16 protein-coding genes and 1 tRNA gene are annotated in these 20,820 nt (G+C 48.0%); 5 read left to right on the forward strand and 12 right to left on the reverse strand.

Annotation, left to right across the window (positions count from 1 at the left end; all coding sequences use genetic code 11):
• Positions 1-278, forward strand: a 278-nt coding sequence (locus tag B160_RS29380) for a transposase (protein ID WP_018629006.1), incomplete at its 5' end; no start/stop codon positions are given.
• Between the two features lie 74 nt (positions 279-352).
• Here the strand turns inward: B160_RS29380 and B160_RS0116400 are convergent.
• Positions 353-1,645, reverse strand: a complete 1,293-nt coding sequence (locus B160_RS0116400; RefSeq protein ID WP_018629007.1) for a bifunctional folylpolyglutamate synthase/dihydrofolate synthase — start codon at positions 1,643-1,645, stop codon at positions 353-355.
• 134 nt (positions 1,646-1,779) lie between these two features.
• Here B160_RS0116400 and B160_RS0116405 point away from each other — a divergent pair.
• A tRNA-Leu gene (locus B160_RS0116405) sits at positions 1,780-1,865 on the forward strand.
• A gap of 970 nt (positions 1,866-2,835) precedes the next feature.
• Here B160_RS0116405 and B160_RS0116415 read toward each other — a convergent pair.
• Together B160_RS0116415 and B160_RS0116425 are read right to left on the reverse strand one after the other, a co-directional pair.
• Entirely contained in the window at positions 2,836-4,134 is a 1,299-nt protein-coding gene (locus B160_RS0116415; RefSeq protein WP_018629009.1) for a TraB/GumN family protein, read from the reverse strand.
• Between the two features lie 377 nt (positions 4,135-4,511).
• The gene (locus B160_RS0116425; RefSeq protein ID WP_040680014.1) at positions 4,512-5,219 is read right to left on the reverse strand and encodes a Crp/Fnr family transcriptional regulator; all 708 of its coding nucleotides are present in this window, start codon (positions 5,217-5,219) and stop codon (positions 4,512-4,514) included.
• A 221-nt stretch (positions 5,220-5,440) separates the two neighbouring features.
• Here B160_RS0116425 and B160_RS0116430 point away from each other — a divergent pair, with 221 nt between their 5' ends.
• From B160_RS0116430 to B160_RS29385, 3 genes are read left to right on the forward strand one after another with little or no spacing between them, the layout of a single operon-like run.
• The gene (locus tag B160_RS0116430) at positions 5,441-6,076 is read left to right on the forward strand and encodes a class I SAM-dependent methyltransferase (protein WP_018629012.1); all 636 of its coding nucleotides are present in this window, start codon (positions 5,441-5,443) and stop codon (positions 6,074-6,076) included.
• A gap of 9 nt (positions 6,077-6,085) precedes the next feature.
• Complete coding sequence (locus tag B160_RS31730) at positions 6,086-6,238, forward strand: hypothetical protein (RefSeq protein ID WP_018629013.1); 153 nt, start codon at positions 6,086-6,088, stop codon at positions 6,236-6,238.
• A gap of 12 nt (positions 6,239-6,250) precedes the next feature.
• Complete coding sequence (locus tag B160_RS29385) at positions 6,251-7,888, forward strand: SulP family inorganic anion transporter (RefSeq protein WP_018629014.1); 1,638 nt, start codon at positions 6,251-6,253, stop codon at positions 7,886-7,888.
• Between the two features lie 37 nt (positions 7,889-7,925).
• On the opposite strand, the gene B160_RS0116445 is transcribed toward B160_RS29385, so the two are convergent.
• The 9 genes from B160_RS0116445 to B160_RS29390 all read right to left on the reverse strand — a co-directional run bounded on the left by B160_RS0116445 (position 7,926) and on the right by B160_RS29390 (position 20,794).
• A complete protein-coding gene (locus tag B160_RS0116445; RefSeq protein ID WP_018629015.1) occupies positions 7,926-8,120 on the reverse strand; it encodes a glycoside hydrolase family 95-like protein in 195 nt (64 codons plus the stop codon).
• 31 nt (positions 8,121-8,151) lie between these two features.
• Positions 8,152-9,099: an alkaline phosphatase family protein gene (locus B160_RS0116450; RefSeq protein WP_018629016.1), complete on the reverse strand. Its 948-nt coding sequence runs from the start codon at positions 9,097-9,099 to the stop codon at positions 8,152-8,154.
• Positions 9,100-9,344: 245 nt separating this feature from the next.
• Positions 9,345-10,871: a sulfatase gene (locus B160_RS0116455; RefSeq protein ID WP_018629017.1), complete on the reverse strand. Its 1,527-nt coding sequence runs from the start codon at positions 10,869-10,871 to the stop codon at positions 9,345-9,347.
• 54 nt (positions 10,872-10,925) lie between these two features.
• Positions 10,926-12,320 (reverse strand): alpha-L-fucosidase, encoded by a 1,395-nt coding sequence (locus tag B160_RS0116460; protein WP_018629018.1) that lies wholly within the window; start codon positions 12,318-12,320, stop codon positions 10,926-10,928.
• Positions 12,321-12,412: 92 nt separating this feature from the next.
• Positions 12,413-13,879 (reverse strand): sulfatase family protein, encoded by a 1,467-nt coding sequence (locus B160_RS0116465; protein ID WP_157558110.1) that lies wholly within the window; start codon positions 13,877-13,879, stop codon positions 12,413-12,415.
• Between the two features lie 23 nt (positions 13,880-13,902).
• Entirely contained in the window at positions 13,903-15,519 is a 1,617-nt protein-coding gene (locus B160_RS0116470; protein ID WP_018629020.1) for a sulfatase-like hydrolase/transferase, read from the reverse strand.
• Between the two features lie 38 nt (positions 15,520-15,557).
• Complete coding sequence (locus tag B160_RS0116475; protein ID WP_018629021.1) at positions 15,558-17,369, reverse strand: RagB/SusD family nutrient uptake outer membrane protein; 1,812 nt, start codon at positions 17,367-17,369, stop codon at positions 15,558-15,560.
• A 27-nt stretch (positions 17,370-17,396) separates the two neighbouring features.
• Positions 17,397-18,527 carry a SusC/RagA family TonB-linked outer membrane protein gene (locus tag B160_RS31735; protein WP_157558111.1) on the reverse strand — a complete coding sequence of 377 codons (1,131 nt, stop codon included), beginning with the start codon at positions 18,525-18,527 and terminating at the stop codon, positions 17,397-17,399.
• Between the two features lie 47 nt (positions 18,528-18,574).
• Positions 18,575-20,794, reverse strand: a complete 2,220-nt coding sequence (locus B160_RS29390; RefSeq protein WP_169540091.1) for a SusC/RagA family TonB-linked outer membrane protein — start codon at positions 20,792-20,794, stop codon at positions 18,575-18,577.
• Positions 20,795-20,820: the final 26 nt, after the last annotated feature.

The raw sequence follows: 20,820 nt of genomic DNA on the forward strand, positions 1-20,820 counted from the left end.
TATTGGAGCAGGGTATTAAACTGGTTACCAAAATCCGTCGCAATATGAAAAATAAACTATTGACCATCAAAGAAAAGTTTATGTTGAAGCGAAGAGCTTTGATAGAAACAGTGATTGATTTACTAAAGGACTTTCAGGATTTGTGGCACACCCGGCATCGTAGTGTGGACAATGGATTTAATAACATGCTTGCCTGCCTGGCCGCATATAACTTCAGAGATATCAAACCTACCTTCAAAGCGCATAAACGAAACTTTTGGATCGCTATTGCTGCCTAAATCTTGTCGAACTCACGTTATTTTAATATCTTCCAATCTGCGGGAATATACCGCCGATAAAGCCGCCAGGGTATCTAATACCTCCTAACCTCCCCCACCAGGAAAATACTTCCGCAAACAAGGATCAGATCCTCTGCATGCGCCTGTTCTTTTGCTGCATCCAGCGCCTCATTTACACCCGGCCAAACAGTACCGTTCAGTCCGAATGCGGCGGCTTTCCCCTTAAGATCCGCTGCGGGCAGGGCTCTCGGAAGCTTTGCGTTCGTAAAATAATAGAGCGCCGTTTCCGGAAGCATGGACAAGACCTTATCCACATCTTTATCTTTTACCATACCCATTACCAGGTGCAGCTTGCGGTAAGGGGTCAGTTCCAGCTGATCCAACACCTGCCGCATCCCATCCTCGTTATGGGCAACATCCAGCACGATGCGTGGCTGCCGGTGTATGAGCTCCCAGCGGCCATGCAGACCGCTCAGCTTTTTGGCATGTGCAATGCCTTTGGCTACCGACGCTTCGTCTATGGCAATGCCGGCACGGCGCAGCCGCCTGCAGGCCTCCAGCACCGTCAGCAGATTCTTTACCTGGTAAGCTCCTGAAAGGTCCATCTGGTACCGGTAATGGTCGATCGCCGTTTTTTTCGAAACCTCCGCCAGCAGGATTTCCTCCTGGTAATACCAGTTTTCCACATGCCATTCCTGGTCGGCAAAAAAGACCGGTGCATTCCGCTCTTTTGCTTTATCAAGAAATACCGGCGCCGTTTCAGGATGGGTTTCCCCGATCACTACCGGAACCTGTTCCTTAATGATCCCTGCTTTTTCGGCAGCAATTTTTGGCAGGGTATCGCCCAGCAGCTGCACATGATCAAACCCAATATTGGTGATTACCGAAAGGACAGGCCGGATGATATTGGTGCTGTCCAGCCGCCCGCCCAATCCTGTTTCAATCACCGCATAATCCACGGCTTCCCTTACAAAGTGATCGAAGGCCATTGCTACGGTGATCTCAAAAAAACTGGGGTCGATCCGCTCAATGACCGGCCGGGTCTTTTCAATAAATGTCACTACGTCCTGTTCCCCGATCATCTTTCCGTTTACTTTTACCCGCTCCCGGAAATCGGTGAGATGGGGCGATGTGTACAGGCCCGTCTTATATCCCTGAACCTGCAATGCCGAAGCCAGCATATGACTTACGGACCCCTTGCCGTTGGTGCCGGCTATATGGATAAAGGTGGTTTTGGTTTGTGGCTCTCCCAGAAAAGCACAAAGCTCCAGGATGTTCTGGAAACCGGTTTTGATGGCTTTGGCTCCTATCTGGCTGAACATGGGGAGCCTTGCATAAATGTAATCCAGCGTTTGCTGATATGTCATGATTTAAAAATACAAAGATAAGAACCGCACCGGGTAAACTCCCCTCCGGTTATTTCAAATTCTTTAAAAATAGGCCCCGGTATTTATCAAATAAATGAAGTCTTTTGCCTATTTTCGCAGTCCTCAAACGGGTAGCCCGGGTGGCGAAATTGGTAGACGCACCACCTTGAGGTGGTGGCGCTGTTAACACGGCGTGCTGGTTCGAATCCAGTCTCGGGCACAGAAAAAAGGTTGTAAGTAATTCACTTACAACCTTTTTTGTTTTTGCGTGTGTCAAAAAAGTGTCGCTTTTTTCCGCTTGTTTCCACTATTTACGACACATAAATGACACACGGAATGACACACGAAATTTACTGGATTCGATCCAGCACACAAGGAGAAAAATACAGCTCCAATCACTACTTTTTTCGGAGATTTTTTGACCGGTTGACACATGGTTTGACACATGAAATGACACACGCTCCTGACAAACCGGCAAACTGTTGCACGCAAACAAACGCAGCGCCGAAAATTTTTTTTTTACAGTTCTTTCCACAGTCTTCCCGGGCTGGTAATGAAGGCAACACTCCAGGCATTCCGGCATATTCATTGATCATCTTTCTTATCACCTTCTAAATACAGTGAGTATGAATATCGGGAGAAGAAAGAACGCAAAACGCGATAAGTATCTTTATTATTATGATTTTGGAGGCAGAGGTAAGGGACAACGTCCTTCTATGGGCTTGTTCATCTACGTAAAGCCTAAAAACGCCGCAGAGAAGCAACATAATCTTGAAACGAAGGCTATACTGGATATAACGAAAAGCCAGGCAATTTTAGACCACCAGCAGTTGGAACACGGTATATTCCTCAACATAAGTTTAAGGCGAATTTTCTGGATCACTATGCAAACTATGTCATACTGTTGACGATCGTTATTAAAATTACCAATGTGCCCTAGATCATTAGGGAAATAGATATGTTTTACATTATTGACTTTTTTATGTTCAATTTTTTTTACATTAGATCTTGCCCAGATATAGCATATTTTAACGCCGCGGTGTTTTTCTAGCATGCGTCCGAGCATAGCTACATATGTATTTAGCCCGTTAAGCTTGAAATCGGAATAATAATCGACAATGTACAGGTTTATCATTGTTTCTGATAAGGGTTAGTGTGCAAGTTGGTAATTCAAAAGTGGTCACTCTCCTTTACTTTATAGACGTACTTTTTGTGATGGTATGGAAAATAAACAATACATCAAATAGCGGAGCGTTTGATTTACCTTCTAATTCAATGGTCGCGTCTTTTCCCCAAGTGCCGGTCGAGATAGTGGGTACTTTGAAATCAGACAACTCAACGCTGTTTTCTGGTAAATAATAAATTCCCTTTTTAAGGATTAGTTTTTTTGTAAGCTCGTCACCATCTGCTACTGTCGGTTGATAGGGTTTGCCACCTTTTATGCCAATGACATTTGCGCTGTCCGAAAAAGTAACAACAGTGTTGACATAACCACGACCAAACGTTTCTCTGTATGCTGCGCCGTTGGTTGGTATCGGCAAGGCTTTTCTGTTTACGTCATAGACAAACACTGCCGAATTCGTAAAAGTGGTATTTGGAGCGGAAAAAATGATCTTATTAGATCTATTTTTCATTAATTCATTTATTGAGGATTTCTCAACATGTGCATATAGCATCAGCATCTGATTATATTTTTGCAATTCATCCAGCTTGCTATTTAAGAGCGACAATGCTAATGTTCTATCAGCGATATCTGAATTCATTTGTGCAAGCACATCAGTATCGGTAATTAACTTCCGCTTTTCAACCATTTGCTGCCATGTCTTCATATACGCTATAACTACCGAGTCAGAGGCGACAGTATTACTGTTGCCAGCTTTTTCCCATCGGAAATGCATACTATCGGCAATCGCTTTATTGTAAGGACGAACATACTTTTCAATAAAGTAATTGTTCATTATTGGAAATTGAGAAACATTCTCAACCAGGAATCCAACTCCCTTTATTCTGACTTTGTTTGTTTTTTGCTTTGCATTGAATTTTTTTAACCAAAGTGCAAAACTTTTAAAGTCAGTATTAAAATATCGTGAGCCAGCAAATGTTTTGCTGAAAATCGTATCGAATGCTGTTTGAGAAAAAGCTTTATCGTCAGCGATGATGTATTCATTAAAATTGCGCACTACCCAATCAGGTTTATCAACTAAATATGTATTAAAACCGTTTTTTTGAATCAAATACGCCGCAATTGCCGCGTTTAGAAGTATTGGTTCTCTTTGGTCAATTTGTAATTCGCCTAATCCCACCAGGCGCACACTGTCGTTCATCTTTTTTGAAATGTATGGCTCAATTATTTTTGAGCCGTTATCAATGTCAGATTGCAGCAATTTATTTAACTGGGCATTGGAATTCAAGTTAAGACAAATGCTTGCCAAAATAAAGAAGGCACATCTATGAATATATTTAATCGAATTAGAAGCAGGAAGGATCATTTAGGAAGTTTCGATTTAATGGATGAGGTTAGGGATAAGAAATCCTGATATGAAGGGACGCATGATTAAATTGTAAAACCCGGTTAATTTGAGTGGTTTTTCCACCTGGCGCCTGGCAGCGCATTCTTGCAATTTCATTGCAGAAATTTTCAACGTATTCATTTTGATTTTAAGTTTAGATTGACTATTGCCGGTGGTTAGAAATAGTCTACTTATTTGGTAGACAAATATACTCCTTTTTTTAACTAAACAAAAAAAACTATATAAAAATTTAAACGTGTGTGGAATTTTTACCGATACCTGTTACCGGGATCCTGCAACTTCATGGAGCGCCATCCATCATAAACAGCCTTTTGATCGGTTCTGCCTGTTTTTCGCTACCGGTAATCTGCGATCTTTATCAGCCGGTTTACATCATGAATAATAATTTTCCGGCCTTTTGTTTCAAGAATGCCTTCCTCTTTAAATTCGGTTAATATCCTGATGGCATTTTCGGTAGCAGTACCTACCAGGTTGGCCAGGTCCTCGCGGCTCATATTGATCACTACCGGTATACCCGGCTGAAAATTTACTTTATATTTTTCCCTCAATACGATCAGCTGAAGGGCCAGGCGCTCCCGTACCGACTTTTGGGTAAAAAGACTCAGCCCGTTAACCAGCACAGCAAACTCATGACTCAGTGTCTTTAATAACCGGCCATTCAGATCCGGAGAAGATTGCAGGGCCTTCAAAAAATCTTCTTTGGGTATAAAAGCGATCCTGCTTTCTTCCAAAGCCGCAGCAGAATCCGGATAACGGTCCTCAGACAGCAAGGCATGATATCCGATGAGCTCTCCTGTATGGGCCACATAGAAGATCTGTTCTTTACCTGAATCATTGACCTTGAACTTCTTTACCACTCCGTCTATAATATAAAAGATCCCCTGGGGAAACCCGCCCTCCCTGAAGATAGGGGTCCCTTTTTTATATACCTGCTCCAGCCGGTGCGCCATCAAAAGCTCCAGGTCGTCTAGCGATAATCCGGAAAGGATCGAGTGGCTTCTGAAATCCCATTTCTCTATCGGAAAAATACCATGAATACTCATCAGCAACAAAGTTACCCTATTTTAAGACTGATAATTTGCAGTTTTCAGGCTGATATAGTGCACTTATTTCCCCGAACACAAGCCCGATCTTTGCGGCGTAGTAAATCGACGGTCCATGCTCCTGAAGGCGAAGGCCGGATCCCCGAAAGAATACTCACGAACACAAACGAGGTATGCAGTTATTCCCGGGGGCTCAATACAATCAAATACAAGAGAATCATATGGAGGAAAAAGAGCTGATGCAGAACATTAAGGGGAATACGCTTCCGGGGCGGGACGGCTCCTATTATTTTGAGTCGGATGAAAACTTCCATGAACTGTACCCGTTACCGGTGGCAACCCTGGCAAGCCGGCATTGGACCCCACTGGCTGTAACGAAGAAAGCCGCAGCCTTCCTGGCCACACATAAAGGCGCACGTATATTGGATATTGGTTGCGGCGTGGGAAAATTTTGTCTTTCGGCCGCGTATTTTGCACCCTGTGCAAGGTTTTACGGTGTGGAGCAAAGAAAGCGGTTATTAGCACATGCTCAAAATGCCCGGGCTGCCCTGCGGGCTGAAAATGTATATTTCCTGCACGCCAATTTTATGCAGCTGGATTTCGGGAGCTATGATCATTTTTACTTCTTTAATTCGTTTTACGAGAACCTGGAGCATGCACATAAGATTGATGACAGCATTGTTGTTTCTGAGGAGCTGTTCAACCATTATAACCGCATCCTGTTCCGGCAACTGGCACAAAAACCGGGAGGCACCCGGATCGTAACCTATCACAGCATGGAAAACGAGATCCCCCCGGAATATTACCTGGTGGAAAGTGCCTCCGGTAACCTGCTTAAGTGCTGGATAAAAGCATGAGGCTTTATCATGAAGAATAACTATAAAAAACAAATGAGCGCTACCATTGATTTTGAAGAGCGGCAATGGAACCTCCGGGTTATGCCCTACAGAAAATACGGCCATTGGCTCAACAAGGATGATGTTATAGAAATAAAGCAGTCCATTCAAGTTTGTACGTAAATCCCGACAAGCATGTTTACGCCGAAATTATTGACGACATTAAAGCACTATGACCGCCGGCAGCTGGGCAAAGATATACTGGCAGGCGTTATTGTGGGCATCGTGGCCCTGCCCCTCGCTATTGCTTTTGCCATTGCTTCGGGGGTCTCCCCGGAAAAGGGCTTGTACACGGCCGTTGTTGCAGGCTTTATCATTTCTGCCCTCGGGGGCAGCAGGGTGCAGATCGGCGGGCCCACCGGCGCTTTTATCGTGATCGTTTATGGCATTGTGCAAACCTATGGTGTTAACGGACTGATCATCGCTACTTTTATGGCGGGCATTATGTTGGTGCTGATGGGTTTTGCACGTTTAGGTTCTGTGATCAAATTCATCCCCTATCCGTTGATCACTGGTTTTACCAGCGGCATTGCGCTGATCATTTTTGCGTCACAGGTCAGGGATCTTTTGGGTTTGCAGATGGGCGAAGTGCCGGCAGATTTTATGAACAAATGGATCGCTTATTTCCGGCATATCCATACCATCAATTTTTACGCAATGGCCATTGGCATCATCACAATCCTGCTTATCTGGCTTTCTCCGAAGTTTATCAGAAGCATTCCCGGGTCTTTGCTGGCCTTGCTGCTTACAACGATCGCCGCTAAGGTATGGCACCTGCCGGTAGAGACCATCGGCACCCGGTTTGGACATATCTCTTCCTCATTGCCCGCGCCCTCTATTCCTTCTTTGGACTATGCAACTATAAAAAACATGATCCGGCCGGCCTTTACGATCGCATTACTGGGAGGTATCGAGTCGCTATTGTCGGCAATCGTGGCAGATGGCATGATCGGTGCCCGTCATAAATCCAATATGGAACTGGTAGCGCAGGGCACGGCCAATATTTTTTCTTCGGTCTTTGGCGGCATTCCCGCTACCGGCGCCATAGCGCGCACTGCTACCAATATAAAAAACGGAGGGCGCACACCCGTAGCCGGTATGGTACATGCGCTTACCCTGCTCATCATCATGCTCTTTGCCGGTAAATGGGCTACGCTCATACCAATGGCTACCTTAGCGGGAATACTGGTGGTGGTGGCTTTTAATATGAGCGAACGGGAAAACTTTATTTCAGTGCTCAAAGGCCCTAAAAATGATTGCGCGATCCTGCTGGCAACATTCCTGCTGACGGTTTTTGTAGATTTAACTGTTGCCATAGAAATAGGGATGATATTGGCGGCGTTCCTTTTTATGCGGCATATGATCCGCAACAGCAAGGTGAGCCGTGTGCTCACCGAAGATGAAGAAGATGATGAGGAAGAGCGCCCCGGGCTCCCTCCGGGAATCGAGGTCTTTGAGATCTCGGGGCCTTTATTCTTTGGTGCGGCCTATAAGTTCAGGGACGCCATGACATTTATCGGTCATCCGCCAAAAGTGTTGATCATACGGATGCGGCAGGTGCCCATCATTGATGCAACGGGAATGAAGACGATCCGCGAAATTCATAAAGACACGGTGCGGCAGGGCACCAAGCTCATACTTTCTGAAATAAGCAATGAACAGGTCATTGAGGATCTGAGAGCCGCAAGGCTCCTGTTTGCGATCGGGAAGGCCAACGTAACCTCCAGTTTTGAAAAAGCGGTACAGAGAGGACGCGCGTTTTTGGCGGAATAAAGCAAGGTACGCTTAGGCCCTGCCATATCCTGCCGCTTTATGGGACCAGCGGGAAATACCTAAATGCCTCCGATCTTAGTGCGTAAAGGATGGGGCCGGGTACCGTGCGGATCTGTACCTGCTGTTCCTGGTAGCGCACGGTACAGCTGCCACCACTGCGCGACCAGATCCGGGCGGCTGTCAGCCTGCCGTGCTGCCATTGGATGTCTATCACAAAGTTTCCACGGGCCACCAGCCCATTTTTTGCCACAATGAATGACGCGCTACCTGAATATCCCCCGGGGTACCACTCCCGTCCAGGACTCCGGCACCTGTTTTATTTTAAAGATCCGGGCCAGGACAAGCGCGGTATTCTTATTGCTGTTCAGGAACGGCTTCAGTCCCTGTTTTTTTACAGAAGGACCTGTTATTGCCCAGGGCACCTGCATCTCCCTCATGGTAGTGCCTCCATGCCCTTTATTGATGCCCCCGTGATCTGTAATGAGTAAAAAATGGGTATCCTTATAAAGATCGGCATCCTGCAATTTTTTTAAAAAGACCCCGATCGCACTATCGGCAGATTCAATTGCAGCAATATATTGCGGAGACATCCAGCCGTATTGGTGCCCTGCATGGTCCGTATGAACACTGTACAGAAATACCAGCTGCGGGTCCTTGCGATTCCTGATGATAAATGCACAGGCTCTGTTGTAATTACTGTCGTACCCGTCATTCACCTGGAAGGCCCGTTCATCAATATACTTTTTATTCATGGAGTTGATCAGCTCCGCCCAATTGTAAAAAAAAGCTGTTTTTACTCCACGCACCTGCTCCTTCAACACTTTAAAAATCGATGGGTAATACCCTTCGGCATCCGCAGCTACCGGACTTAATTCATGTTTCTGCAGCGTCCAGGCGTTGCTGGTGACCCCATGCTCTTCGGGTCCCGATCCCGTTAAGTGACTCGTCCAGTTTGGCAGGGTAACAGAAGGCATCACCGGCCTGGTGGTCAGCGAAAACACGCCGCCGGCAATCAGTTTATCGATATTGGGATGTTTTGCCTTATTAAAACCTTCCGAACTGAATCCGTCCAAACCGAGGACCACCACTCTTTGTGCCGATCCTGCCAGGGTCAGTACAGTAAAGAAAAAGGTAAAAATAAAACTGCCGCCTTTAGACCAGCGACGGCTCCTGTTCACCCCGGACAAAAAAAACGCTGCTTTTTTTAGCATATGATTATATTCTGATCCTAAAGATAAGCATCCATTATATTTTCGCCAGCAACAATTTCCTTAGATCAGAATAGGTTCAGCTTTACCTGCATCCGCACATGATGCACGACGATCCCGCTGAGGGATGATCGCCCTAAGAGTGCCGGTCATTGCCGCATTTGTAAATTGAATACCACGCCGGATAAAAAATGATGCGGATCCGCTCCGGAAAGGATGATCACATCGCGAACCGGATCCTCGTCCTTCTAATGTGCCAAAGCATCCGGCCAGGCAACAGGTTTGCCGCTATCCTTCCAGCGAGGCATCTGCGCGCCCCGTTGCTTCAGCTCCCGTGTCCACAGCCGGGCCAGTTCTTTTAGCTTTCGTGGATCTGATCCCGAAAGATCATGCTGCTCACCCGGATCCTTTTCGATATCGTACAACTCCAGCTTTTGCTGTTTCATTAAATAAACGATTTTCCAGTTACCCAAACGCATGGCGCCCGACCAGGCATAACCTTCATCTTCGTTTGCCGTCCACCGGTTTGGATAATGAAACAATAACGGGCGGTCATTCTTTGTCTTTGCCGGATCTTTCAACACCGGTACATAGCTTTTTCCATCAACCCGTACAGGAGACCTGATACCTGCAATCTCCAGCACTGTTGGATAAAAGTCCTCGGCGCTCACATAGGTATTTGTTTTGGTGCCCGGCCGGGTAACACCAGGCCATTTTATCATCATCGGGATCCGGATACCACCCTCATAGGGCGAGCCTTTTCCGGCACGCAGTGGCAGGTTCTGCGTATTGCGCGCGCCGCCCCTGCCCGTATTGGCAAGCCCCCCGTTATCCGACATAAAAATAATGACCGTATTTTTTTCTATCCCTTTCGCTTTTAAGTAGTCCATAATATCTCCGAGGCTTTTATCCATGCCCTCGATCATCGATGCATAGCCGGCTTCTCTTGCATCAAGACCCGCCGCCAGGTATTTGTCGATGTATCTACGGTCCGCCTGTATCGGCAAATGCACGGCATAGTGCCCCAGGTACAAAAAGAAGGGGTTTTTATTCCGTATGGGAAAGTCCATTGCCGCCATGGCCTTTTGGGTCAGCGCCTCGGTCAGAAAGGTGTCCTTCCCATAGTATGCCTGCAGGTCGGGCACGGCATTAAAGGTGGTCTTACCGGGCATATTGCCAAAATTCTGTTCTCCGTAATAACTTTGCGGATGTCCCAGCGAAGAGCCCGCAATGTTTACAACAAACCCCAGGTTCATGGGATCGCTGCCCCGGGTACCCAGGCTCCCCCAGTGCGCTTTGCCCACATGAATGGTAAAATAACCGGCATCTTTAAGCAGCTGCGGAAGTGGTTTTCCACAGGAATAGGTCTGCGGGTCATTTGTGGTGCTCAGCCCGCTCACGTTCCACCTGGGCGCTTCCAGCACATCATCTTTAAAATCGGTGGGCTGGCCGGGAGTAACGGAGGTCCAGTTGGTAATATGGGTCCTTGCCGCGCTCATACCACTGATCAATGTGGTACGTGTAGGTGTGCAAACAGGGTTCGCATATGCCTGGTGAAACAACAGGCCTTCCCGGGCCATACGCTCCATGTTGGGTGTATGGAATTTCCGGTTCAATGCCATTACAGAATCGCCAAAGGGCTGGGAAGTATCCATCCAGCCCATATCGTCTACCAGGAACAAAATGATATTGGGCTGCTGCGGCTTTTCAGGTTGGCCGCTAAGCGCTAAACTGTTCAAAAGGATCAATGCAAAACCAAAAATGAGTCGTATCATAGAAGCTGTATTTATTATAAAGATATTTCATTCGCCTGGTTGAATTCATTTCTGCTATTTTGCCTGGTAAGCTGCAAATGTCCTGATCACCGGGCCGGCTGCAGACGCTTTCACAAAGAGCCTTAACTTTTGTGCCGTTAAGGCTTCCGGAAAAACAGCAATCATTTTATGCCCGACGGAGGTTCCTGAAAAGACCGTCCGCCATTGGCCTTTTTGATAGGCCTGTATCTCAAACGCCCGGATACGTTGTCCTTTGGTAATGTCTTCCTGAACGACAAGCTGCCCTACCTGTTTACCATCCGGTATCCTTAGCTGAAACATTTTACCGGTGCCGCCGGCAGCCGCCAAAGGCCGGTCAAACAGGGTCCGGATCTCCCTGCCCAGCGCCGCCAGGGTATCCACGTCCTGCGGGTCCAGTAAGCCATCCGGGTTAGGCGTAAGCCCCAGCACCAGCGTTGCATTATGGCCTACAGAATTGAGATATATGCGCACCAGGTCCTTTACCGGGTAAATATGCGCCACATCGCCAGGTTCCCAAAACCACTCGTGGCGGCCATGGTAGCCCCGTATCGGCGCATCGGCCATTGCGGGCATATAATACCGGCCGTTCTTATCGCCTTCCTTTAATAATTGAAAATTATTTTTAAAGATCTCCTCTGTATTTTCTGCATGTGAAAAAGGAAAGGGATAGGTAGCCCAGCAGGGGTATGGCACAGTGCCTGTTTCCGAGCCGCCCCATCTGAAATCGGCCCGCTGGGCATTATGATAAAACAGGCAGTTGGGCTGGTTCCGTTCTACAATGGGCAATATGTCGGCCCCGTAGGTTTTGGGGTCGGAGGCACCTCCATCAAACCATATCATAAAAAGATCCTCATAGCGTGTGGTTACTTCTTCTACCATACCCTCGCACATTTTCTTGTACGCCTGTTGCCGGTTCTTTGCAAACGGATCGCTGCCCTGCATTTTAAAATCATGGATCCCCAGGAAAGAGTTCCAGCGGATTCCCAGGTATACGCCCGGCTTCAGGCCATATTTCCGGCAGGAATTCACAAAATCGCGCAGCAGGTCCCCCTTGCCGTTTTTCCATTTAAGCGCCTTCATGCAGTAGGGATTAACATCGCTCTGATACAGCGCAAAACCGGTTTCGTGCGTAACGGTAAGGATCGCAAAACGGGCGCCGGCATCTTTTGCCGCTTTGATCCACTGGTCTGTGTCGAGCGTATCCGGTGCAAAGATGTTGTAGTCCGGAACCGGGCTGATCCGGTTCTGCGACTGGTTATATTTTTTTCCATCGAACACATGCAGGTCATAATGAAAAACAACCCCTAACTCGGCTTCCTGCCAGGCTGCCTGGGCGGCGGTGGGCACCGGGATCTGGCCATACACACCAAATGTGAGAAGCAATAAACCTGCTGTTTGCAGTAACCGGATCATACGTTTTGTAATCATTAAATAAAAATTTCTATCCCTTATGATGCACCCCCAATCAGGAGCTCCTGCCAGTATTTGAAAACAGAAAGGGACCCTGCTCCTTTCCTGTTTTATTGATTTCCCTTTATTGCATCAAGCGCCCCGCGAAGCGCAGCTGCTTTCTCCGGGTATTCTTTGGAAAGCTCCCGGGCTTCCGAAATATCCCGGGTCAAATAGAACAGTTGCTCCGCTTTATTTTTAGATGCGGGAATGTATTTCCACCCTCTTTTCAGGATCGCCAGGTTATGATAGCCTTCTTCTACCAGCTGCTCCCGTCCCTTCGGATCTTTTCCCGTTAAGGCAAGGATATGATCCTCTGCATCGGAGGCAGCCCCTTTGGGAATGCGTACTTTAAGATATGCCGCAAACGAAGGCAGCAGGTCCATCTGGCTGATCAGCGCATCCGACACGCCGGCTTTTACTTTTCCCGGCCAGTAAACGATAAACGGTACCCGTGTACCCCCTTCATAAATGCTGGTCTTCCATCCCCGCAAAGGGCCTGCCGGGCGATGCGTCCCAACCTTTTCCACGGCTTCATCGGCATAGCCGTCATCCAGGACCGGGCCGTTATCACTGCTGAAAATAATGATGGTATTCTTTGCGATCCCTGATTGTTCCAATTGTTTCCGGATCGCCCCTACAATCCAATCCATTTCCAGGATCGCATCACCGCGATAGCCCATGGTGCTTTTTCCCTTAAACATGGTGGCCGGCATCCGGGGAACATGAATATTGTTCAGCGCGAAATAGAGGAAAAATGGCCGATGTTTATTTTTGTCGATGAACTGCTGCGCCTTGGCAAGAAAAGTCGGCCCCACTTCTTCATCTGTCCAGCGTGCTTTTTTACCCCCTGTCATAAACCCGATCCTCCCGATGCCGTTTATGATCGTATTGTTGTGGCCGTGGGAAGCCCGAAGCTTTAAAAGCTCCGGATTTTCTTTCCCGGTTGGTTCGTCGCCGATCTTTCTTTTGTAATTCACCGTTATGGTATCCTTCTTCGAAAGACCGGTAACTTTGCCATTTTCCATAAATACCGTAGGAACACGGTCAGCCGTAGCCGGAAAAATGAACGAGTAATCAAAGCCGGTTTCATTGGGTCCAGGCGTTATGCGGCCATTCCAGTTCTTTTCGACCTGATCACCTAAACCCAAATGCCATTTACCTACGATACCTGTTTGATACCCAGCCTGTTTGAATACTTTTGGTAATGTGATCCTGTTTACCGGAACGATCAAAGCAGCATCACCTGGCAGTATATTATGCCCCTTTTCACGCCACGGATAAACCCCGGTCATTAAAGCATAGCGCGAAGGGGTGCAGGTAGCCGAGGTACTGTGGGCATTGGTAAACCTGATCCCCTGCTCTGCCAGGGCATCGGTATTGGGCGTTTGGATATGCGTTGCGCCATAACAGCCCAGATCTCCAAAACCGAGATCATCGGCATAAATAAGGATCACATTCGGCCGCTGCTGGGCTGAAACATACCACAGGTTAAGACAGATCATTAACCCGGTAAGAAAACATCGTTGAACGATCATGGGAATGCTTTTTTGTTGGCTGACTATTTGTTTTTTCCCGGTACTCCGGAAGGCAAAGATCGCAGAACCGGATTTAAAAATCTCGAGCCCGATAACAGGCCGTTTGCAAGATCACCGTCGCATTTTTCAATGAGCAGCTTTTTCAGCCCGGCCACTTTTTCCGGATGCTGCGCGGAAAGGTCGTATTGCTCCCGGTAATCTTTTGGAAGATAATAGAGCTGGAATATTTTTTTGGGCGCAAAATACCGAAGTTTCCAGCCGTCGGAAGTAACAAGGGCGGGACCCATAAAGGATGCAAAAGCAATGGAGCGCGGCTGCCCGGCCCCTGGCGGCCTTCCTTTTTTCAATGCTGCCAGATAAGATATACCATCCTTCTGGTCTTTAAGAGGAACGTTTAAGAGCTCGGCCATCGTAGCTATAAAATCATAGTTCGTCACCAGCTTTTTAGAAATAGCGCCGGCTTTAAACTTTTGAGGCCAGTACACAAACAGCGGCACTTTTACGCCACCGTTCCAGTTGCTGGTTTTCAAACCGGCCATACCATGGTTCCCGTCAAAAATATCACCGCCGGTTTTGCTGTAAAACTTATCCGTAACATTATCGAACCGCCGGCCGGTTTGCATATTCTTTATGGGTTTCTCTACCCTGCCTTTATATGCCGTATAGAGCTCATGCCCGTTATCAGAAGAAAAAATAATGATCGTATTGTCCGCAATGCCCAGGCGTACCAGCTCCTGCCGGATCACTCCCAGATCATCATCCAAACGCTTCACCATCGATCCATAGGCTTTTTCAATAAAAGTCAGCTCCTTTCGAAAGGCCAGCTCAGGATGAATCGCGGGGATCGCAACCGGTCCGTGTGGCAGTTGCGTGGGATGGTATAAAAAGAAAGGCCGGTCTTTATTCTTCCGTATAAACTCCAGCATTTTTTGCAGAAAAAGGTCCTGCGAATAGACCAGCTTCCCGTTCATATTCCATCTTGCTTTTACATCTGCGCTATCAGAGCCCCATTCGCCCGATTTGCCGGCATCCGGATGGGTGTTACCGGGAATTGCTATACGGTTACCATTTTCATGCAGGAACATCGGGTAAAACCCGTGGCACTGCACGTGATCATAGTATCCGTAATGGTAATCCCAACCGTGATGGTTGAGCTGCTTTTCAGTTGTGGCAAAGCCATAATCCAGCTTCCCCACTTCCCCGGTTATATAACCTGCCCGTTTAAATATTTGCGGCAGGTAGTCCAGGTCCGGTTCCACCCCGATCGCTGCATTTACCGCAGACTGGGCCTGTCCGTCGGTCAGCTTGCCGGTCGCCGTTTGCGTATAGATTCCCGCCTGGGTCAATACAAATTTTCCTTTTCTGCAGTCGCTATACCCGGTCAGGAAGGTAGCCCTGGAGGGGGCACAGTAAGCGCTGGAATAGGAGTTTTCAAAAACCACACCGTTGCGTGCCAGCCGGTCGATATGTGGTGTGGTAAAAAACTTCTGACCATAATACGATAACATTCCCGCCCCCATATCGTCGGCCAGGATATAGATCACATTGGGTGGTTTTTCCGGAACACTTTTCTTTTTCCGGGCGTTCAATGTGATCATCGCAAATACAGCTATCGTTAAAAGAAGGATCTTTTGTTTCATCTGTACTATCATTTATTTTTTACAAATATCCGTTTATGCTACCACCCCGTGTTCTGTTTGAGCTTGTCATTCAAAACGGTTTCGGTCAGGGGAATGGGATATAGATAATAATAATCTTTCCATCCTTTTGCCTGGGCCAGGGGATCATCGATGCGGTAGCATCTTCCTGCATCGGCACCGGTTGTTACCCATTTCAAAGCGGCAGGCGTACCTGCCTTTGGCATACGCACACCCAGTGGTTGGGCATTTATAAAGTATCCGGCGCGTTTCCATCTTCTTATATCATCAAATCCGAAACCTTCGCCCATCAGCTCTGCCATGCGCTCTCTTCTTATTTCCCAAAGCACCGGGGGCACTTCCGGATCCCGGTTGGGATCGAAGTCGTCACCAATAGCGGCAACGATCATATTGGCCACATGTGCCCTTGGGCGCAGTTTGTTGATGGTCTGATCTGCTATGGGCTGGCTGAACTTTCCCAATTCGTATATGGCCTCTGCATAGTTCAGTAATACTTCTTCAATATGAAAGATCGGGATATCGGTTGTGGCAAAGCTTCCTCCGCTCAGTACATCGGTGCCGGTATTGTAACACATATAAAAATAATACCCGCAATTATTGGACATAGGCGCTAGCGATCCGGTCGCACCGGTAATATGCGGGATCCGGTCGATCGTAAACGGCTGCCAGGTCAAAACCGGAAAAGGGCGAAGACCGGTGGGGTCCAGGCTGTTCATCAGATCGATATACTCACGGTCGGCCGGATTGTTCGTATAGGTCCATAGTACATTGCCACCGGGCACCCGATTTACCTTATACGGAGGAATGATGCGGTATAGCAGGCGGTAGTCCCGGTTCCGGAACTCATCATTCATTGTGGCAGCCCCCTCGTACCGTATGCTGGTACCGATGGGTTTTCCGTCTGAACAGAGATATCGTTCAATGGTTCGGGCATGCATCTCAATCTTGTTGCTTCCGCCCCGTTCACTTCTGCTGAACGGCTGCATGATCACATTGGAAGCATATTCCTTAAAAAGGATCATTCCCGGATAGGTACGGAGATCCTCTGTTGACCAGCGATGCTGAAAATCAGCAGCCACTGTAGGAAAGGCGGTCATCAGGAGCGCCGAGGCCCTTTCGCATTCTTTCAGGTACCGTTCGCTGTCCGGCAGACCGTGGTATTTCCGCCAGGTCCCTTCCCGCAGGCCAAAACGGGAAATAAGGGCCAGTACACAGTTCTTGTTGATAGTATTGTCACCATCCCCGCCGGGCTTGATCTTGTTTTCGGCAAACTGCAGATCCCTTAAAATATTTGCCGCAACTTCATCCCTGGGCGTCCGCGGCCCGTAGATAACGTCCGTCTGATCTTCTTCCACCACATCTTCCAGCCAGGGTACATCGCCGTATTTCGATAACAGCTCCATATAATGAAACGACCTGAAGAACAGGCCAACGGCACGCCAGTGCTCCTTTTCCGGTTCGGTCATAGCAGACCGGTCTATGTTCCGGAGCATGATGTTCACCTTTCTTATATAGGCAAAGTTCCATCCCGCGGGAGGTGTTTCTGCTGTAACCGTTTGCCAGGCCCAGCGGTTCCTTCCGTTGGAGTTGTACAAATAGTTTGCTTCCACATCCCCTTCCGGCAGGGCGGTGATATCCCCGGCTATCCGCTGCAGGTGCGAAGGGTCCGAGAAGATTTCGTATAATGACCAGGAATAGGTTTTGAAGTTATCGTAGGAAATAAAGGCGGTTCCTTCTGTAAATGCATCCGCCGGCAGCTCGTCCAGGAATTTGTCGCTGCAGGACGCGCCCAATAATAAAAATGACAGGATATATAATTTAAACTTTTTCATTGTGAACAATTTTAACTGGGGTAAATACTACAAGCCGATATTGATACCGAATGAGTTGGTGACCGCGTGCGGATATTCCCAGCCCAGCGATTCCGGATCAATCCCCCGGATCAGCTTAGAGAAGGTAAACAGATTCTCCCCGCTGTAAAAGACCTTTACATTCTTCAGATTCAGTTTTGAGATCGGGTGCGCGGGTATGGAATAAGAAAGTGTAATATTTTTTACACGCAGGTAGGCAGCATTCTGTAAAAATCTTGTTTGGATGCGTTGATTGGCTCCGTGCGACTCCTGGGCATTCTGATAGATCCGGCCGTAATAAGCATCCGTGTTGGCGGGTGTCCAGTAATCGAGCTGATGTGCATAGAACGTAGAAAACTGGCCGGCATGTGGGAACATGATATCGCCTCCGATCCAGGCATCACGTTTGGCCACGCCCTGTAAAATAAACGACAAGCCGATCCCTTTCCAGGCTATAAAGCCGTTGATCCCGTAGTTATAACGGGCGGTAGCGTTTCCAATGATCTTTTGGTCGCCGGGATCGGTAAACGTATTCTGTCCATTGTCGATCCGGTTCACGGAATTTGTCCCGTCACGGAGGTTTTTGTATTTGATATCCCCTTCGTGCGAAATGACACCATTGATGGAAACCACGCCTTCTTTCAGGGTTCCGTCCTCATTAAAATCGCCGGCAGTATAAAAGCCATCGGTCACATATCCCCATATTTCCCCGATCTGCATTCCTTCATAAAAAGAACGCTTTGCCGGGGTGCCTAACTCTTTAACATCGTTCCGGTATTTGGTGATAACGGTTTTAGCGTCGTAGAGATTCAATCCAAGACCGTAGGTGAATTCGCCCGCCTTATCGGTCCAGTTCATGGTCAGCTCCCAGCCGTTGGTTTTCAGGTCCGCTGCATTCTGGTACGGGGCATCTGTTCCTGCCACGGCAGGAAAATCCATGCCCGGCGCCAGCATGCCCAGTGTGAGCCGCTTGTAGATATCAAACGAAGCTGTCAGCCGGTTTTGCAATATCCCGATGTCTACGCCACCATTCAATGTGCGGACTTTTTCCCAGGTATAGTTAGCGCGTACCATGCCGGGCGTGCGCAAGGTTTTTGGGGTAACGCCTGTATAGATCCACAAGGCATCATAGGGGGCCATGGTTGGTAAAAAACCGTAGTTGGTTACCGTCTGGTTACCCAGCTCGCCTAATGCCCCCGTAACTTAAGTGTTTGAACAGAGGCGGAAAGGCCTTTGGCAAAGTTTTCCCGCGCAATGTTCCAGCCTGCCGAAACAGAAGGGAAAAAGCCACCGCGATAGTCCGTAGGAAATTTTGAGCTGAGGTCATACCGGCTGTTTATTTCCAGGAAGTATTTCTGGAGGTAATTATATGTAATTCTTCCAAAAGCGCCGCGAAGCTTAAACCGGTCAAAATCATCCCCGGTTTCGGGCGGGGTAGATCCGGATGCACCTCCCAGAAAAGGCAGTTCATTGCTGATCATATTATATGCCCTTGACCATTGCAGCTCCAAATTGCTTTCTTCCTGGTTGAAACCGGCTACCGCTGCAATGTTATGCCCCGTTCCTATTGTAACCGAATAGTTAGCATAGGCGTTGACCGATGTATAGTCACTCAGCGTCTTTTGCACATAATACTGGGTATTGGGATCCGATATATTTAAGGCATCTTGGAGCCCCTGGTGCAATACAAAATAGTTATTATACCGTTTATTATTTGCATCGCTGTGCTGATAGGTATATTCGAAGGTTAGTTTCAGAGCTTTCACCGGGGATAGTACCGTCCGCGACAGCAACCGCGCATCATTGGTCTTCCAGCTCTGTTTGCTTGCCTGTTCAATTAAATGTTTCGGTGTGTTGACCGCATAGTTCACCCCATTGAACGGCAGGGAGTCGTTGGGATGATAGGATGGAAGATTCGTCTTCCACAAGCTGCTGTTCTGGCCGGTCGCATTCGGGTAGGTTCTGAAGCCCGTAGAATATTTGACATCCAGGGAAGTGGATAACCATTTATTGATCTTCCCGTCAATAAAAGACGCCACATTCGTTCTTTTGAACAGGTCCTTATCGGTTATCAGAACGCCGTCATCCTTAGACCGGCCCAATGACAGACGGTAGCTTATATGCTGGCTGCCGCCCTGCACCGAAAGATTGTGTATTTGCCTGGATCCCGGCTCGATGATCTCACCGATAAGGTCCGTTTGTTTTAAGAAATATTTGGTACCGTTCACATCGGTCCATCCCAGCGGATATTTAGACGGATTCGTTTTATACTCGTTCAGCAGGATCTCCCAGGTATCAATGTTCTGGCCAGACCAATAAGCGGCGTAGCCCATATCCTTCAATCCCCGGACGATCTGTTCGGGCGTTGCCATTTCGGGGCGGTTGTTCACTTTTGAAAAGGCAAAGCTGCCGGAGTAATCAATGCGGAGGGCTTCATTTTTCTTTCCCTTTTTTGTGGTGATGAGTACCACACCAAAGGAGGCTCTTGCCCCGTAAATGGCTGCAGATGCGGCGTCTTTCAACACCGTTACTGTTTCAATATCGTTAGGGTTCAATAAGTTCAGGTTGTTCTGTATCACACCGTCCACCAATACCAGCGGCGCACCGCCATTGATCGATTCGTATCCGCGAATATTAAAACTGTTGCCCTCCCCCGGTACCACGGAGGAAGAAGTCGTAAAGCCGGCCATTGCACCTTGCAGCGCTGCGCCCAGGCTGGTAATGGGTCGGTCGCCCAATACCCGGTCCATTTGCACCTGCGAGACGGCGCCGGTCACGTTCTCTCTTTTTTGAGTGCCGTATCCCACCACTACAATTTCGTCCATGCGGCCTTCCAGTGCTGTTAATATGATTTCGACCGAAGATTGATCGCTGATCGTTATTTCCTTTGACTCATACCCTACCCTCGAGAATACCAGCACATCTCCACGTTTCACATTCAATGTGAAAAGACCACCGGCAGTTGTTGTGGTGCCGGTCCTGGTATCTTTAATGGTAATGGAAACCCCTTCGAGCGGCTCGCCGCTGGCGTTTTTGACGACACCGCTTACAGGGCCCCATACAAGCGCTTCCATCCGGAGTTTGTTGGGATCTTCAAGTACAATGATCGTATTGCCTCTTATGCTGAAGTTCAGCCTTGTATCGGAAAGGGCATCTTTCAAAACCCCGGCAACCGCCTTCCGGCCGGCCGTCACCCGCACATCTTTATACGCGTTTACCTGCGACTCAAGATAAGCAAACCGGAAAGGTGTTTGCTGTTCGATCCGGATGAACAGTTGCTTCAGAGACAGCTCCTGCCCCGTCAAAGTGACGGAGGTTTTATGGATATTCTGTCCTGAAGAATTCCTTGCCAAAAGAACATTTAATGTAAGAAGCAGGAAGGAGAGTGTAATAAAGCTAAGCCTCATCAAATAGACAATTTTTCTTTTACCGC

It is taken from the genome of Niabella aurantiaca DSM 17617 (genome assembly GCF_000374125.1).
In the GTDB taxonomy this organism is placed as follows: Bacteria; Bacteroidota; Bacteroidia; order Chitinophagales; family Chitinophagaceae; genus Niabella; species Niabella aurantiaca.